15 protein-coding genes and 1 pseudogene are annotated in these 17,760 nt (G+C 34.7%); 6 read left to right on the top strand and 10 right to left on the bottom strand.

The features are described 5' to 3' along the window. Positions 1-40: 40 nt before the first annotated feature. Together ABWU35_RS00080 and ribD are read left to right on the top strand one after the other, a co-directional pair. Positions 41-1,222, top strand: coding sequence for a deoxyguanosinetriphosphate triphosphohydrolase (locus ABWU35_RS00080; RefSeq protein WP_264685535.1), 1,182 nt, complete (start codon positions 41-43; stop codon positions 1,220-1,222). Further along, complete coding sequence (gene ribD, locus ABWU35_RS00075) at positions 1,222-2,304, top strand: bifunctional diaminohydroxyphosphoribosylaminopyrimidine deaminase/5-amino-6-(5-phosphoribosylamino)uracil reductase RibD (RefSeq protein ID WP_264685534.1); 1,083 nt, start codon at positions 1,222-1,224, stop codon at positions 2,302-2,304. Before ABWU35_RS00080 ends, ribD begins: the two co-directional genes overlap by 1 nt. 67 nt (positions 2,305-2,371) lie before the next feature. On the opposite strand, the gene ABWU35_RS00070 is transcribed toward ribD, so the two are convergent. Then, on the bottom strand, positions 2,372-2,956 hold the full coding sequence (locus tag ABWU35_RS00070) for a hypothetical protein (protein ID WP_264685533.1): 585 nt from the start codon (positions 2,954-2,956) through the stop codon (positions 2,372-2,374). A 133-nt stretch (positions 2,957-3,089) separates the two neighbouring features. On the opposite strand from ABWU35_RS00070, the gene truB reads away from it, so the two are divergent. Genes truB through pnp form a run of 3 tightly spaced genes read left to right on the top strand, consistent with a single transcriptional unit; the run spans position 3,090 to position 6,722 of the window. Further along, positions 3,090-4,151 carry a tRNA pseudouridine(55) synthase TruB gene (gene truB, locus ABWU35_RS00065; RefSeq protein WP_007302236.1) on the top strand — a complete coding sequence of 354 codons (1,062 nt, stop codon included), beginning with the start codon at positions 3,090-3,092 and terminating at the stop codon, positions 4,149-4,151. Between the two features lie 7 nt (positions 4,152-4,158). After that, the gene (rpsO, locus tag ABWU35_RS00060; protein WP_007302237.1) at positions 4,159-4,431 is read left to right on the top strand and encodes a 30S ribosomal protein S15; all 273 of its coding nucleotides are present in this window, start codon (positions 4,159-4,161) and stop codon (positions 4,429-4,431) included. Between the two features lie 14 nt (positions 4,432-4,445). After that, a complete protein-coding gene (pnp, locus tag ABWU35_RS00055; RefSeq protein ID WP_012481924.1) occupies positions 4,446-6,722 on the top strand; it encodes a polyribonucleotide nucleotidyltransferase in 2,277 nt (758 codons plus the stop codon). Between the two features lie 100 nt (positions 6,723-6,822). On the opposite strand, the gene rpe is transcribed toward pnp, so the two are convergent. The 6 genes from rpe to ABWU35_RS00025 form a co-directional block, all read right to left on the bottom strand. After that, positions 6,823-7,497, bottom strand: a complete 675-nt coding sequence (gene rpe, locus ABWU35_RS00050) for a ribulose-phosphate 3-epimerase (RefSeq protein ID WP_007302239.1) — start codon at positions 7,495-7,497, stop codon at positions 6,823-6,825. A 153-nt stretch (positions 7,498-7,650) separates the two neighbouring features. Continuing rightward, on the bottom strand, positions 7,651-9,126 hold the full coding sequence (locus ABWU35_RS00045) for an N-acetylmuramoyl-L-alanine amidase (RefSeq protein ID WP_007302240.1): 1,476 nt from the start codon (positions 9,124-9,126) through the stop codon (positions 7,651-7,653). Positions 9,127-9,200: 74 nt separating this feature from the next. Then, entirely contained in the window at positions 9,201-10,028 is an 828-nt protein-coding gene (locus ABWU35_RS00040; RefSeq protein WP_012481925.1) for an EndoU domain-containing protein, read from the bottom strand. A 49-nt stretch (positions 10,029-10,077) separates the two neighbouring features. Further along, entirely contained in the window at positions 10,078-11,265 is a 1,188-nt protein-coding gene (locus tag ABWU35_RS00035) for a phosphoglycerate kinase (protein ID WP_179943647.1), read from the bottom strand. Positions 11,266-11,344: 79 nt separating this feature from the next. Beyond that, positions 11,345-12,622 carry a serine hydroxymethyltransferase gene (gene glyA, locus ABWU35_RS00030; RefSeq protein WP_007302243.1) on the bottom strand — a complete coding sequence of 426 codons (1,278 nt, stop codon included), beginning with the start codon at positions 12,620-12,622 and terminating at the stop codon, positions 11,345-11,347. Beyond that, the gene (locus ABWU35_RS00025; RefSeq protein WP_007302244.1) at positions 12,594-13,829 is read right to left on the bottom strand and encodes an MFS transporter; all 1,236 of its coding nucleotides are present in this window, start codon (positions 13,827-13,829) and stop codon (positions 12,594-12,596) included. The genes glyA and ABWU35_RS00025 overlap by 29 nt, the downstream gene beginning before the upstream one ends. Positions 13,830-14,217: 388 nt before the next feature. Between ABWU35_RS00025 and ABWU35_RS00020 the strand changes: the two genes are divergently transcribed. After that, a complete protein-coding gene (locus ABWU35_RS00020) occupies positions 14,218-14,730 on the top strand; it encodes a hypothetical protein (protein WP_214303167.1) in 513 nt (170 codons plus the stop codon). 16 nt (positions 14,731-14,746) lie between these two features. Here the strand turns inward: ABWU35_RS00020 and ABWU35_RS00015 are convergent, their stop codons facing one another. The 3 genes and pseudogenes from ABWU35_RS00015 to hemE form a co-directional block, all read right to left on the bottom strand. Next, on the bottom strand, positions 14,747-15,064 hold the full coding sequence (locus ABWU35_RS00015) for a DMT family transporter (protein WP_010403511.1): 318 nt from the start codon (positions 15,062-15,064) through the stop codon (positions 14,747-14,749). Positions 15,065-15,112: 48 nt separating this feature from the next. Next, the gene (locus tag ABWU35_RS00010) at positions 15,113-16,306 is read right to left on the bottom strand and encodes a pyridoxal phosphate-dependent aminotransferase (RefSeq protein ID WP_017531947.1); all 1,194 of its coding nucleotides are present in this window, start codon (positions 16,304-16,306) and stop codon (positions 15,113-15,115) included. Positions 16,307-16,770: 464 nt separating this feature from the next. After that, a pseudogene (gene hemE / locus ABWU35_RS00005) lies at positions 16,771-17,709 on the bottom strand (uroporphyrinogen decarboxylase); the annotation flags it as partial. Positions 17,710-17,760: the final 51 nt, after the last annotated feature.

The raw sequence follows: 17,760 nt of genomic DNA, 5'->3' as shown, positions 1-17,760 counted from the left end.
ACCGTTCATTATTGATAACCTATTATAGTAGAAATTTTACATGTCAAACAATAATTTTCTATTAAGTTACGCGTGCTTTCCAAATAAAACAAAAGGAAGAAATTTTAAAGAGCCAGAAGATGAAAATCGCAGCTGCTTTCAGCGTGATAGGGACCGCATTATTCACTCTAATGCGTTTAGGAAATTGGGGTACAAAACACAAGTTTTTATCAATTATGAGCATGATTACTATCGTACTCGGCTAACTCATAGCCTTGAAGTTGCACAAATTGCAAGATCCATCGCACGCAGGCTCAGATTAGATGAGGACATCACCGAATGCATAGCGCTTGCACATGACCTTGGTCATCCTCCATTTGGTCACACAGGTGAGAATGCTCTAGTTCAAATTGATAACGAGAAGTATAAGTTTGATCATAACGTTCAAGCTATAAGGATTTTAACTTATCTTGAACAAAAACATGCTGACTTTAATGGTATGAATCTAAGTTGGGAAGTGATTGAAGGCGTTGCAAAGCATAACGGTCCTTTACTCGGTCAAAATACGGTATCCCACACAAATAATCAGCTACTATTAGAATACAATGAAAAATATGATCTAAAGCTTGAAGAATTTTCAAGTCTTGAAGCACAAGTTGCTTCGATTGCTGATGACATTGCTTATAGTGTTCATGATCTTGATGATGCACTCAGGGCAAATTTAGTAATAACCGAAGATTTGCTCGATGTTCCTTTAATTGGCAAAATGTTCAAAGAAGTAAAAAGCGAATATTCAGAATTGGCTCAAAGCAAACTCATACATGAATCACTGAGTAGAACTATAGGAATTATGATAAATGATGTCGTTTTTCAGACTGAAAGAAATATTAAAGATCACAAAATAAAAAGCGTAGAAGATGTAAGAGGTCTAAATACAATGCTAGTCACATTTTCACCAGAAATTGCAAATGCCACAAAAGAGATGAAAAAATTTAACATGGAAAAAATATACAGAAGTTATAAACTGACCAGAACAATGAACAAAGCAAAACGTATAGTACAGGAGCTTTTTCAATGTTTTTATGAAAACCCAAGGTTATTACCCACAGAGTGGAACAAGCTTGCTTGTGAATCTCAGCGTTCAGTAATAATATGTGATTATATCTCAGGTATGACAGATAGATTTGCCATACACGAGCACAGAAGAATTTTTGATACCTCATACGAAATGACTTCTTTCTAATGACTGATGATTATTTCATGTCGATCGCATTAAAACTTGCAGAAAAAAGTCTTGGAAGTGTTGCACCAAATCCCGCTGTTGGATGTATCATTGTAAAAAACGGTATGGTGATCGGTGAAGGCTACACAGGAATCGGTGGACGTCCACATGCAGAAGTAGTTGCTTTGCAAAATGCTAAAGATTTAACTCATGGTGCAACTATGTACGTCACTCTTGAACCATGCTGCCACTTTGGAGTTACAGAACCTTGCACTGCAGAAATCATAAAATCAGGAATAAAAAGAGTAGTAATTGCAGCAATTGATCCAGATAGTAGAGTTTCAGGTGGAGGAATTAAAGCTCTGAAAGAAGCAGGAATTGAAGTTGAGCAAGGTATTATGCAAAAAGAGGCAGAAGTATTGAATGTCGGTTTTTTCACCACTAAAGAATTTCATAGACCATTCATAGCTTGCAAAATCGCAACAACTCTTGACGGAAAAATCGCAACATTTACAGGTGATAGCAAATGGATAACAAGTGAAGATACGAGAAATTGGGTACATGAGCTCAGAGCAAAATATGATGCAATTATGATTGGCAGTAGTACCCTTATCAATGACGATCCTCTCTTAACTTGCAGATTACCAGGACTCGAAGACAGGTCGCCAATAAGGCTAATTATCGATAGCCAAGGGAAATTGAAGGAAGAGCATAATATTGCAAAAACTGCAGACAAAATAACAACTTGGGTAATTACAAACAATAAAGTAAAGAAAAAAATAAAAAACATTAACTACTTAGTAGTTAATTCAAACAATGCTGGCAAAGTCTGCCTAAAAGACATGGCATCAAAACTTGTTTCAGAAATTGGTATAACAAGGTTATTAGTTGAAGGTGGAGGAGTGTTAATTACAGAATTATTAAAGCATAATTTAATCGACAGATTGATAATCTGCCGCAGTGGTAAAATTTTAGGTAATGATGCCACTCCCTTTATAGGAGATTTAGGGATTCAATCCATCAACAACTGCTACCGATTCAAAAAAACAGAAGTAATAGACTTTGATGAGGATGTAGTTGAGTTGTGGGATAGGCTATTGTAACTTTTACACATCGAGATGAAAGGAGAAAAAAAGAGGTAGAAAATCTACCTCCAGTTATATTAATTTATTAACTTGCTGTTGCAAATGCTTTTTTAACATCCACAGTAGCAACATCAGGATCTACTAAGAGACTAGGTAAAAGTTTTTTAATTTCGCCTTCAAGAGCATCTGCATTTAATTTACTATCCAATTCAGACTTGTCAGCTTTGTTATTCAACTCATTTTTAGTAGGTAAATTTTTAATTTTTTCTTCAACTTCTGTTTTAGCTGCTTCAGCTTGATTAGCTTCTGTTTCAGCACTTGCTTTAGCTGCTTCAGCTTTACTAGCTGCTTCTTCAGCACTTGCTTTAGCTGCTTCAGCTTTATTAGCTGCTGCTTCAGCACTTACTTTAGCTTCACTTATTTCTTCATTCTTATGCATTTGCTGATATGAAGCATAAGCTGCTGCGACAAAATATACAGCGGCAATAAATAGAACTGCAATTCCAGCAGGGCTAGCAATAAGTGCTAAAGATGCAGGTCCAGCAATTACTTTAGTAGCAATCAATAATGTTGTTATTGCTGCTGCTAAAGATGCAGTTGCAACTGTACCTTCAATACCCATTTTTGTTATAGGTGCTATGTTTTTTAGTTTCCATATATTTGTAGTCATAATCACTTCCTCCTAATTAAGGTTTATAAAAAGTTAATTATATATTGAGAATGTAAACTAATCAAGCATTTTTATTAATAACTTGATGTTTTATCTACTTTTTAAATTGTTACTAATTATGTAAGATTGATACATGGTAAATGGCTGGCTGAATCTTGATAAACCAACAGGAATGAGTTCTGCACAAGCTGTAACTCAAATTAAAAGGATTTTTGGAATAAAAAAAGCCGGACATTTGGGAACACTTGATCCTTTGGCTTCAGGTATATTACCGATCGCTCTTGGTGAAGCAACAAAAACTATACCGTATTTATCTTGTGACTTAAAGGCATACAATTTCACAATAAAATGGGGAAAACAAACAACTACGGATGATTTGGGTGGTGATATCATTAGAACTAGCGATATAAAACCCGAATATAACCAAATAAACTGTGCGATTAAGGATTTTATTGGTGAGATAACACAAACTCCTCCTCAATTTTCAGCAGTGAAAATCAAGGGAGCAAGAGCATATAAATTAGCAAGAAGTGGGCAAAAGGTAAATATAAAACCTCGACAAGTCAAAATACATGAACTAAAGATGATATTTTTGGACACCATAAATAATATTGCCGATTTTTCTATGATCTGCGGTAGCGGCGTATATGTAAGATCAATTGCAAGAGATCTTGGAATTGAATTAAATTGTTTTGGACATATTACACAATTAAGAAGAACGATGGTAGGTGATTTTAAGGAAGATGAATCAGTGACAATTGAGCAACTTACTAAAAAAAACACAACAACTTACTCTCCCCAGTGCTTGACACTGGATACAAATACTTACAAATCATGTAATGGACAAAAGATTCTAGGAGCATATGTCAAAAACAATGTTCGTGATGAAATAGGCTTGATCCCAGTGCTTGACACTGGGATGACATCGGAGGGTGGGATGACAGAAGATGATGGAGGTAATACAAAAGGCTTCATCATTCCCATTGAATCGGCTTTAAAATCGATGTTCAAAGTTGAAATTTCCTTAGAGGAAGCGGAGAAAATCAGAAAAGGTCAAGAAATTATATTAAATAACTTGCGTAATTTAAAGAATTATGATATTTTTTGTACGATAGTGGGTAATGTACCTATTGCAATTTGCAGTTTTACTCATGGTTATGTGAAGCCTATTCGTGTTTTTAATATTTTGAAATGAGGTTTAGATGTCAATAACATCCCAAAAGAAAAAAAGTTTGATTAGTACATATGCAATTAAAGAAGATGATACAGGTTCATCTTTTGTACAGTGTGCAATTTTAACCGAGAGGATCAGTAATTTAACTGAGCATTTTAAAGCGCATAAGCATGACCATAATTCTAAGCGCGGTTTACTTATATTGATAGGTAGAAGGCGCAAGCACTTAAATTATATAAAACGTAAATTTGGTAATGAAGCCTATCAAGAGTTAATAGAGAAGTTAGGCATTAGAAAATAATCGAGGAATTTTGTATGTTTGAAATTATAAAAAAATCTATAGATTGGGAGGGGCGTACCTTATCTTTAGAAACTGGGAAAATAGCACGTCAAGCTGATGGTTCAGTAGTTGTAAATTATGGAGATACTTCTATCTTAGTCACTGTTGTACGAAAAAAGAAGGAAGAAAGTGTTGATTTTCTCCCTTTAAATGTGCAGTTTATTGCAAAAAGTTATGCCATGGGTAAGATTCCTGGTGGTTTTTTTAAAAGAGAAGGAAAACCATCTGATAGAGAAACTTTAATTTCAAGAGTAATAGATAGAAGTATAAGGCCGTTATTTCCTGAAGGTTTTCATGATGAAATTAGTGTAGTATGTAATCTGTTAACTTACGATACGGTCAATTCTCCTGAAGTACCAGCATTGATAGGTACCGTCGCAGCTCTTGCAATTTCTGGTGTTCCTTTCCACTTTACTATAGCTGGAGTCATGGTCGGTTGTGATGAAAATAACAATTATATACTCAATCCTTCCGTTCAAGAGATGAAAGCGAGCAACTTGGATCTGTTTTTGTCTGGTGATGAAAATTCGATCTTAATGGTCGAATCGGAAGTCAAAGAGCTCTCTGAAGAAAATGTTTTAAACGCAATAAAATTTGGTCATGAACACCTTCAACCTGTTATTAAGCTCATAAAAGAATTTGCTGATACAGTTGGCAATAAACCTGAAAGCTTTGCTCCTGTTGATATATCAGATATAACTCAAGAACTTGAAAAATATCGAAAAGACTTTGAAGAAGCATATTCAAAAACAGTAAAACAAGAGCGAGTCCAAGCTCTAGAAGTAGTCAGGAATAATATATTGAATACTCTTAAAGAGGCTGGAAAAGACGAAAAGTTAATTACTTATGCAGTAAAAAGCTTTGAAAGATCTTTAGTGCGTGAAATGATTAGAAGGAAAAGTGTGAGAATAGACAGCCGTAAGTATGATGAAATACGCCAGATAGAAATTGAGGCTGACATTCTACCCAAGACTCACGGTTCTGCGCTATTTACAAGGGGTAGCACTCAGGCACTAGTTGTTACTGCTCTTGGTACTACACAAGATGAGCAAATTGTGGATGACATTGAAGGGGATAGACGTGAACATTTTATGTTGCATTATAATTTTCCTCCATTTGCTGTTGGAGAGGCTTCTGCTATACGCGCACCAGGAAGGAGAGAAATTGGTCATGGTAAACTTGCTTGGAAAGCAATTCATCCTGTTTTACCTGATAAATCTGAATTTCCTTATACAATAAGGGTAGTATCTGAGATTATGGAATCTGATGGTTCTTCTTCTATGGCAACAGTTTGTGGAACTTCCATTGCATTAATGGATACAGGTGTGCCAATAAAGGCTCCCGTTGCAGGAATTGCTATGGGTCTCATCAAAGACAAAAATGAGCATATAATACTTTCTGATATACTGGGCGATGAAGACTATCTTGGTGATATGGACTTCAAAGTAGCAGGAACTAGCGAAGGGATTACAGCACTGCAGATGGATATGAAAATTCCTGGTATAAGCTTTGAAATTGTTGAAAAATCTTTAGAACAAGCAAAAGTCGGAAGATTACATATCTTAGAAAAAATGAATGCAGTAATTTCAGAACATCGTAAGGATATAAAAGATCATGTACCAAGAGTGTTATCGTTTTATATAGATAAAGATAAAATTTCTGCAGCTATTGGTACTAAAGGAAAAAATATACGCAGTGTATGTGAAAGAAGTAATGCAAAAATTGAAATAGGGGATGACGGTAAAGTTTCTGTTTTTGCCATTAGTAGTACTGAAGCTGAAGCTGCAAAGAATATGATGATTGATTCAATAACAGAGCTAGAACAAGGTTCTATAATTGATGCTAAAGTTGTAAAGATAGAGAAGTCTATTGTAGAGCTAGAACTTCTTAATGGAAGAAAAGGAAAAATGCATATAAGCGAGGTAGCTAATCAACATGTAGAGTCCATTGAGGATATACTTAAACAGGGTGATACCTTCAAAGCTTTGATAATTGACTTTGAAAAAGGTGGATGTCCAAAATTATCAAGACGTCGTGTTGATCAAGAAACAGGTGAATTTTTTGAAGGTAAGCTTTACAATGAAGAAAGGAGAGATGGTTTAAATAATAGGGATAATTATTATAACAACTCGTTTAATAAAAAACCTGAAGATAATTATCATAGTAATAGACCTACTCGTCCTCGTTCTGGTTTTAGTAATAGAAGCAGACCAAAATTTGGTAATAATGACTCGTCATCAGGTTTCTATTGAGGTTGAACTTACTTTCTATTATCTCAGTGTCGAAACACTGGGATAATAGGAATTTTTAAAACTGACAAGATAACAAAAATGGTTTGTGTTATCTGTAGGGTTATAACGAAAGATTTTTAAGATCGTTTACAGCCTTTTTCATGTCTTCAGCTTTAAATATTGCTGATCCAGCAACTAATATATTTGCACCTGCTTTTATTATATCAGCTGCGTTAGAAAAGTTAACTCCACCATCTACTGAAACTTGTGTTTTAAGATTACGGTCCTGTATCATTTTCCTCACAGTAGATATCTTACTCAACTGCGAATGAATAAACTCCTGTCCTCCAAATCCAGGATTGACTGTCATAATTAGCACAATATCTAGCTCATCTATTATATACTCAAGCACGCTTGGAGAAGTTGAAGGAACAATTGAAGCTCCAACTTGTATTATTTTTTTTGTATTGTTTTTATATGATTTTATCTTTCTTACTAGCCTCTCAAGATGTATCTCTGCTTCTGCATGTATAGTGATAATATCAGCACCAGCATTTATAAAACTTTCAATATGGTCACCAGGAGATTTAATCATTAAGTGCACATCAAAAGGAAGGTTGCTATATTTACGTATCGCATAGATAACATTCGGACCTATTGTAATATTTGGAACAAAATTTCCATCCATAACGTCTATGTGTATATAATCTACATTCAAGTCGCTAATTCTTTTTACTTCCTCCCCTAATTTTGCAAAGTCTGCTGAAAGTATAGAAGGTGCAATTTTAATACCCATAGAATACTTTTTACCAAAAATAAAAAAAGTAACTTATTTTTTAAACTCTGTCATCCCAATACTATATTAATCTCATTTAGAAATTTTTGTATACTTCCAGATGCATGTGCCTTTATTTTTCTCTGCCCATGCATCTGGTCATTGTAATACTCATTAGACTTCTTTCTTCGCCTTTTCTAAATATTCCAACACAGTTTCATGTAGCGCAGTCCAAGACATTTGCCTTTCCATATTCGGTATAAATTTTTGTTTCCAAGTGTCCTTAAATTCTTGAAACCATTGCTTTTCAAAATTTTGGAAATCAGATAAAATTTTCGACCTAAACTCATTAATCAAATTCGAGACTTCTATAGCCTTTTCAGGGCTTATAGACTTAAAAGATAATATTTCATTCTTTAAAATATCTAGCTTTTCAAATGAATTAAGTCTAAATGGAATATAAAGTGAAGATCTTATATTGTATCTTAGATAAGAGTCATAATATAGCTTAATCTTGTACATGAGCATAGCAAATGCATCAGAAGAAATATTATTTTCATATTCTGCAAGAGAAGATAATAAATGCTTATAATCCTCTTCATTCAAAAATGGTGGCTTTAAGCTTAATTGAGTTTTATCACTTAAAGATAAGAATTCACTAAAAATAAGATTTCTATACTTAACTAAAAATTCAGGCAAAATATCTTCTTGTTCTAATTTTAGAGGCAAGTCTTTTCTAATCTCTTTCGGCAAGTGGTGCATTGAAAACTGATTGATAACCCACGCAAAATTTTCATCAAACTCATTTGAGTAATTAGCATTATTGTCAGGAAAAATCATATTACCTTCCCTATCATTCCAAGGCAGTATTTTATAAAAAAAACCGTTTAACCTTTTTTTTAATTTCAAAATATTTTCACTCTTATCACCTACCTTATACAAAACCTCATTTACTTTTTGTTCTGCGTCTTGAGGACTGATTCTATCACCTATATGCAATCCAATACCACTTTTCTCTAATAACTCCCAATCAAATAACTTATGTGGATCAGGCTTACGCATTGCGTAACCTTCAATTGCTGAGTTGTACACTATAGTGCCTATCTCAGCGTGACTAAATATCATATCTTTTCTAATCTTAAAGCGCTTCATGAGGTACAAAATCAGATCTTTGACAGATTTCATTTGCTCTTCTGGAAAAGGCTCAAGCCCTGTGTTTACAATCTCTATACCTATAGAATAATCATTCAGTTTTCGTAGCTCTTCAACCACATTATCTACTTGAACTTTCGCATAACTTATACCAGCATGCCATGCTCGTTTTTCAAGTGGAACCATCAGAGTAATGCTACCATCTCTATCAACAATAAGCTGTACTGATATCCCTGAAGAATTTAATGCGTATTTTGTACTTTTTAATGTTGGTGATTCGGTATGGTGCACCACCACCATCAACACTTTTTTGCCTTCTCTATCATCATAATTTAAACTCGGTGCAGGATCTAAAAATATTGGATTTTTTAATGATGTTTTCAAATCTTGAAAATCGTTCTCAATATCACTTAAACAAGATTGTTGTCCATATAAAAGAGGCGCTACAAGCAGCAACAGAAATAAAACAGACAAACATTTTTTTACTATAAGTTTCATGTAGCTCTACAAATTGCCCTTAATATAACTAAATTAGCATAACACACATAAAATGTTTACTTTTTTTCAGCCAATCAAGACTTGCTACAGCTACAATTAATACTCTTATCATTACATTTTGGTGTTAAGTCAGGATAGAATGTGAGTATAGCGTCTTTCTTTCTCACAAACACTGATTGATAATTGTCATCTTCCATTTTATACAGACACATTCCATCTTTTCCCAGCTCCTTAAACGCCTTAGTTGCAGAAACTAAAATATCATCAGCATGAAGGTTATACGCGTACCCACTTGGGCACTTAACTTTCACTTCTCCATCCTTACCTAGATATTTCATTCCAAATGTGTAAACAGGTGGCTTAATATCTAATTTATTGCACAGAGATTCATTATCCCAAATCGCACCCGCCCACTTATTTTCTTGAGCCTCAACATATCTACCTACAAAATGCATACCACCTAGCCCCAATCTATCTGGTTCACCACAAAAAATATGCCCAAACCCTATAGTTTCTTTTTCAGTTCCGCTATTTGTAAACCAAATCTTAGTCAATTCATCTTTAAACAACCCCAAGTCTGCACTAGGTGTAATCACCTGATGATCAAGCTTATCGTATATCCTTTTCACCACTTCTTGATGCTGCGGACAATCAAGCAAAATTCTGAAATCTTCTTCATCAGGCTGTGTTCCCCAATCTCCACAAACCCTTAACACTCCTCTATCAAAATCAGTCAACTCTGGAAGTGGTGGAATATAGTCTGGATCTGAAGAATCTGTTTTGAAAAACGGCTCAAAGCCAATTTGTGAATTTGCATCATTGAGATAATGCTCCTTAATGTAAAAAACAAATCCTATTACTGGTATTATTAAGCACAAGATTAACTTAGCTATTTTCGACATAATCATATTCATAAAGAAGCTAGGGTATAAGCAACAACTTAAAAAAGTTTTAATCTAATGTTGATCGCAGTCCTGGCATCTCATCACCACTTAGCCAACTTAAAAACGCTCCCCCACCAGTTGAAATATATGTAAAATCTTTATCGGCAAGACCTGCAGTATTTATTGCAGATAGACTATCTCCTCCTCCTATTACACTGGTTAATTTTCCTTCGTGTGTCAAATCACTTACTACTCTCATCACCTCTACTGTACCATTTGCAAAAGCTGAATGTTCAAAAACACCAATAGGTCCGTTCCACAGCAGAGTTTTACTGCTTGCTATTATACCGCTTATTGTGCTTAAAGTTTGAGGTCCGATATCTAAAATTATATCACCGTCCAAAATGGATTCAATTTTTCTTAAAACGCCAGTGCTATAATCAGAATTTACTGCAACCAAAACGTCTTCTGGCACAACTATTTTGCAATTGTTTTTATTTGCCGTCTCAACAATATCGTGCAGAAGATCATCAACGCCATTTTGAAAAAAAGACTTGCCTATATTAACTTTATTAAATAACAAAAAATTATTAGCAATTGCGCCGCCCAGAATAAGGTAATCAACCTTTTCTGCTAGCTTTATAAGCATTTTTATTTTAGTTGATATTTTAGCTCCACCAACTATCGCAGTAATAGGTTTAGCGTCAAACGATATAGCTTGCTCAAGATACTTTAGCTCATCTTGCAAGCAAAATCCTGCATAAGAAGGTAAAAATTCCGTAATGCGTGAAATAGAAGCGTGAGCTCTGTGAGAGCAAGAAAACGCATCATTTATATATATATCTGCTAGAGATGCTAATTGTTTAGCAAAATTTGAATCATTCTGCTCTTCTTCTTTATAAAACCTCAGATTCTCTAGTAATATTATATCTCCTCCATCCATCGCATTTATTGCTCTTTGTACTCTCTCACCAATACAATCATCAATAAATTTCACTTCTTTGCTTAGCAGCCGCGATAAAGTTTCAACTACGTTTTTTAGCGATAAGTTACTGTCTTTGGCTTTTGGACGCCCAAAATGTGAGATAACAATAACTTTTGCACCCGCATTTGCCAAATACTGAATGGTAGGTAGCGCTCTCAAAATACGAGTGGCATCACAAATTCTTCCATTTTTTATAGGAACATTGAAGTCAACCCTGAGCAGAACATTTTTATTGTGAAAATCACAACTCTCTATGCTAGGTACATTTATCATAAAATTAAAGAGGTATAAAATCACTATACAATAGTTTAATCCAAAGTAAAGGAAGGAAATTCCAATGCTAAATAAATTAATAAATAGGAAAATTACTACAAATACTTTCAACTTTATTTTTCACTGCTTTTTCAACATCAGGGCTATTTCCATCAATTAATCCCTGAATTATTTCATTTATCAGATCAGCTATCTCTTTAAAATCTTTTTTCTCAAGTCCGCGTGTTGTCTCAGCAGCGGTACCAAAACGGAGCCCTGAAGTAATGGTTGGTTTTTCTGTGTCAAACGGCACGGAGTTTTTATTGCAGGTAATGCCAGCTCTCTCAAGGCTATTTACAACGTCTTTTCCCTTCAACTTCTGTGATCTTAAATCAACTAGCACTATATGAGAGTCAGTGCCACCGGTTATAATGTTCAGCCCATGCCCTTGCAGCGCTTGAGCTAACACTTTCGCATTTTCCACAACTTTTTTACTATAAGTTTTAAACTCTGGCGCTAATGCTTCCTTAAATGCAACAGCTTTTGCAGCTATCACATGCATAAGTGGCCCACCTTGCAATCCTGGAAAAACTGCAGACTGAATTTTTTTATGTAACGCTTCATCATTTGTCATTACCACTCCACCACGAGGACCACGTAGAGTCTTGTGAGTTGTAGAAGTTATAATATGCGCATATTCAGCAGGTGATGGGTAACAACCTGCAGCAATAAGCCCTGAATAGTGAGCAATATCTGCAAGCAGATATGCACCAACTTTATTCGCAATTTCACGAAAGCGCTCGAAATCTATTTTTCTTGGATAAGCAGAAGCACCAGCAATGATTAGCTTCGGTTTATGCTCTAGCGCTAGCCTTTCCACCTCATCCATATCAAGCAGGTAAGTGTCTCTATTAACTGTATACTGGATCGACTTAAACCACTTACCAGAAAGGTTTGGTGCTGCACCATGAGTTAAATGTCCACCACAATTCAGTGACAATCCAAGTATTGTATCACCCGGAGTAAGTAGTGAAGCAAACACTGCTTGATTTGCCTGAGAACCAGAGTGAGGTTGAACATTTGCAAATTTAACATTAAACAGCTTACAAAGCCTTTCTATAGCCAGATTTTCAACTTCATCTACATACTCACAGCCACAGTAATATCTTTTACCAGGATAACCTTCTGCATATTTATTAGTCAGAAAAGAACCCTGTGCTTCCATCACTGCTTTACTTGCAAAATTCTCCGATGCAATCAATTGCAACTGCGATCTTTGACGCTGCAGTTCCTTCTCTATAGAGAGATAAACTTCATTATCACAAGACTTTAAATTATTTTCAGAGTTACAAATCCTTTCTGAAGCAATTGTCATAAGACCTTTTCCTTAACCACATAAATCCAAAAACAGCCAAAAGCAAACATACAGGAATAATTGATATTGCTTTTACTAGTAACTCAGTACCATACACAGGATTTCCTTGTATTACCGTTCCATTCCAACATAAGTCTATTATTTTTGCAATTCCAGTATGAAAAAAATAGCCAAAAACCATAACTATCATGTTTGATACAGCTGTGGCTAAGCCTACCAAGTTATTGTTTACATAACTTATTGCCTTGTAAATAGTAATTACCTGATACCCAGATGCAAAGCCGATAACAAGAAGTGTAGGTAATGCAATATATAAACCGCCAAATTGTGTAAAAAGCAAGAGGAAGCTAGCGATCATTGCAAAAGAACACGCAATAATCACCTCGTAATGTTTGTCTGGATACTTCTCCAGTAAATAAGCGAGAAAGAATGATCCAGCTCCCATACCTATAAACATGAGAGAGGAAAGTGAAGATGCCAAATCTCCGGTCATTTGATATGCTTCACATAAGAACGCTTTTGCCCAACCATCAGCAAAACCTTCTAGTGGCCCAACCATCAAGCCCCCAAAAAAGCTGATTAGAATGATATGTTTATTGAAAAGTACAGTTTTTAAATCTTGAAGTATGTTGTCATTTCTACTCTCCTCTATGTTAGAATTTGGCGTTATTAAGAATAAAAGTAGGGCGAGCAAGCAACCAAACGCTGAGAAAGTGTATATAACATAATTCCAACCAAATTTATTGAGCAAGAAGTCTAGAGGTAATCCACCATAAATAGCTCCCAGTAACCCTATTATTATAGATAAGCTAGCCATCCTTGCTGATTTTTCTTGTGAAAAATACATGCTTGCAACTTTGAAAAGCCCAATTGCTGAAGCAGATGACCCAACTCCAACAATCATTCTACCAAGTATTGAGTAATACCACTGATCAAAGCATATTAGCGGCAATGTTCCAGCAAATGTTAAGACAATACACGCAGGTAAAACAAACTTTGGCCCAAATCTATCAAGGGCAAGACCAACAGGTATGTGAGCAAGCGTATAGCCTATATAATATAGCCCACCAAATTGACCAACATCTGTAATACTTATGTTAAATTTTGTTATTAATTCAGGCGCGATTATATTTGGAATTACACGCAATATATACTGGTATGCATAAAATAGTGATGCTAGCAACCATATGAAAAAGTTTCTCTGCAATCCTAATATTACCTAAAAAACAGAATTATAGGTATTTTATCAGCAAGGAGCAACACTTTTGTAAATAGCTACTCTAATCCGAGTATCTTTCTTAAAAGAGACCTTTTAGCATATCTATAACTGGTTCATGGATAAGGTATATGAAAAAAATTATACCACAGATGATAAGGATTTTTATAATTTTACCCTTGTTCATCTTAAGCTTTATTTTTTTTACTATAAGTTTTAGTTTTGTTACAAAATTCATTTTACTTACGCTTTTATTTCGTGATACCGATTATACTTTAAATAATATAATTTTTAATGAAATTCAGTATCAGAAACGCTGTAGTTAACTAAATATTAACCTTTTTGTGTGTAAAATATAATATAAAAGCAAGGTGAGTGAATGAACATAGGTACAATAGACAATACGCTACAAAACTACATAACAAAATACATTGAACAAACATTTGCCGCACACACAGGCAATAGATACGACAAGTTATACAGGGAACTTTTAAGTAGCGCAGAAGAAATAATAAAACTTACTGTAAACGAAGCAAAACAATATGATAAAAGCCTAGAAGAACTACATAACAATTCAATATTTCACGATAAGAAATTTATTCAAGCTGTTGCTAAACACCAGATATTAGAATTTCTGAATACTCATCCAAAGAAGAAAGAAATCGTTGCAGAATTTAAAAATGAACATCATATCAACGAAAGCGATTTAAAAATTTTAAAGGAAGGAAAAGATTTAATGAATAAAATAAACGATATTAACTTAATTCAACAAAATGAGAAAAATGAAACATTGAACATCAGAAAGGTACTTGCTAAATCAATAGGAATGCCCTCTTCAAGAACCGAAAAATCCAAGGCAACTTTAGTAGAAAGTCCTGAGATGGTAAAATAGACGTACTTAACTTTTCCTAATTGGAAAATACTTTTAATCCTATAATACCCAGCACTACCAAAGCAAGGGAAAATAAACGCCCAAAATTTACTGGGTCATTAAAAAACATTATTCCTATTATCGCTGCACCTATAGAGCCTATACCAGTCCAAACTGCATAAGATGTTCCAAGGGGGATAGACTTCATTGCTAACGATAGCCAGTAAAGACTTACAGAACCGCTAACTAAAATAATTACTACAGGTATAACACGAGTAAAGCCATTGCTATATTTCAGTGCTGTGGTCCATATTATTTCAACCAAACCAGCTAATAGCAAATATACCCACGCCATAAATCAACTCTATCTTACTGAAATATTATACATAAGAATATTAAAAAGTTAACTTAGCATTTCACATGCTTTAATAATACTATTACATCCAATTTCTAATTGTTCCTGAGAGGTTGCATAAGAAATTCTGATAAAATTTTTCAGACCAAACGCAATTCCTGGAACAACAGCAACTAAATGGTCTTCCAACAAATATTCAGCAAAATCAAGATCACTATTTATTACTTTACCACTTTTCGTGCTCTTACCCAATAAACCTTCACATGCGACAAACAAATAGAATGCACCTTGTGGAATAGATGCTGACAATCCTGAAGCAGAATTTAGCTTTTTTACTACAAAATCTCTACGATCCTTAAAGATTTTTGTTCTTTCTTTCAAAAAACTATGATCACCGTTTAACGCTTCAACTGCTGCTGCTTGTGCTATCGAGTTTGGGTTAGAAGTACTTTGAGACTGCAGTGTAGAAATAGCTTTTATCACATCACTCCTGCCTGCAATATAGCCTATTCTCCAGCCCGTCATTGCATAGGCTTTTGATACTCCATTGACCACAAAAACTCTATCATAAAGTTTTGGCTCAACCTGAGCAATGGTAAAAAACTTTTCGTCGTATACTATGTGCTCATAAATATCATCTGTAACAACATTCACATGTGGATGTTTAAGCAATACTTGCGCTATGCTTTTCAATTCATCATATGTATAGACAATTCCTGCTGGATTATTTGGTGAGTTGAGAATTAACCACTTAGTTTTCTCAGTTATATTGCTTTCCAGTAACTCCGGTATCAGCTTAAAGTTTTGTTTGCACTCTACAACAACTGGCAGTCCGCCAAAAAGACTTACCATATCAACATATGAAACCCAATAAGGAGCTGGTATTATAGCTTCATCCCCAGGGTTAATTGTTGCCATGAACAAATTGAATAACACCTGCTTAGCACCAGCACCAACACAGATTTGGCTAAGTGTGTATTCTAGAATGTTATCCCTTTTTAACTTATTGATTATCGCCTCTTTAAGCTCACGCGTTCCATCAACAGCAGTATATTTAGTTTTGCCTTCATTTATCGATTGAATAGCTGCCTTTTTTATATGATCTGGAGTGTCAAAATCCGGCTCTCCCGCAGCTAAAACGCAAATTTTCTTTCCTTCGCTTTTTAATCTGTTTGCCTTATCGGTCACAGCGATTGTAGGCGATGGTTTTATCAGAGACATCCTCTTTGCAAGGTCTGACATAATCTCACTAAAGTTAAATAAAAATGATAAACTCTACACAACAAAAAAGCTAGAAGTTTTATTATTTTACATAAAGGTTGGTATTTTTGTACTCTTAAATATATTAACTATAGATATTAAAAAGCTTAATAAATTTAAAAAGGCAAATAAATCCCCGTATAGCGAGTTTTGACCCTATAATAATGTAAATTGGCATTGTAATAATGTGCTAACGCTTAAAATAAGCGCGATTTGGCTGAATGTAGAAAAAATAAAAAAGACATGCAGCCGCTATAATTTTTTGTAACCTGCCAATAGATATCTGAGTTTTTTTACTGAATTTTGTCGTTGAGCCCAAAAACAAGGATAAATACTCTTATTGCCATAATAAGGAAAGTGTAAAGATTTGTCAAGTAAGGTTTTCATTCCACCCTCATAAAGGCTTTTCATACAAGAGTTTTAGTAGTTTCTTACTAGGTCCACTAATGCAGCAATATTTTCAACCGGAGTATCAGGAAGCACTCCATGTCCAAGATTAAATATAAAAGGTAACCCTCTAAAACAATCTATTATACGCTTTGCTTCTTCAATTGCTTCTGCCTTATTGTAGGCCAAAAGACTAGGATTAAGGTTCCCTTGCAGAGGAATTTTTAGATTTGCTTTCGCCCATTCTATTGGAACATTATAATCTATACTTACTGCAGATACACCTGTTTTCTCATAGTAATCCTTATAAAGATTTCCAGCAGAGCGTGGAAAACCTATTATAGGAAAATCAGGAAACTTATTCTTTATTGCTGAAACAATTTCCTTTGTTGGCTTGATTACATACCTTTCAAACAGTTCTCCCTGCAATATACCAGCATTGCTGTCGAATAACTGAATAACATCTGCTCCAAACTCTATCTGTTTGATTAGATAAATAATTGTCGCTTCTGTTATTTTTTTAATTACTTCTTCTAGTTCTAGGGAACAGAAATGTAATACTTTAGAAAAAGTTTTACTACTACCACCCTCTATGATGTAGGAAGCTACCGTCCACGGCCCTCCAGCAAAGCCTATAAGGGACTTTTCCTCTGATAATTGGCTTCTTACTTTCCTGATGGCATTTAAGATTGGAAAGGTTTTAGTTTCAAATTCTTGTGAATTTTTTAACTCCTCAGAGCTTTTCACAGGTTTTATTATTGGACCCACACCGCGAACAAAATTCACATCACAACCTAAAACGTCAGCTATTATTAAAATGTCTGAAAAAATTATGGCTGCGTCCATATCAAATCTTTTTATTGGCTGTAGCGTCAGCTCTACCACTAAATCTATGCTATAGCATATCTCCATGAAATTACTCGTTTTTTCTACGGCTTTGCGATACTCAGGAAGAGATCTACCAGCCTGGCGCATTAACCAAATAGGTACTTTTTCATTTGGCTTATTCTGCTTAATAATTCTTACTATCGCTGGTTTGTTGCTTTCCA

The organism is Wolbachia endosymbiont (group B) of Xylocampa areola (genome assembly GCF_964028205.1).
Classification (GTDB): domain Bacteria; phylum Pseudomonadota; class Alphaproteobacteria; order Rickettsiales; family Anaplasmataceae; genus Wolbachia.
The sequence above is the reverse complement of the archived record's forward strand: the minus strand, read 5'-3'. Positions and strand labels throughout refer to the sequence as shown.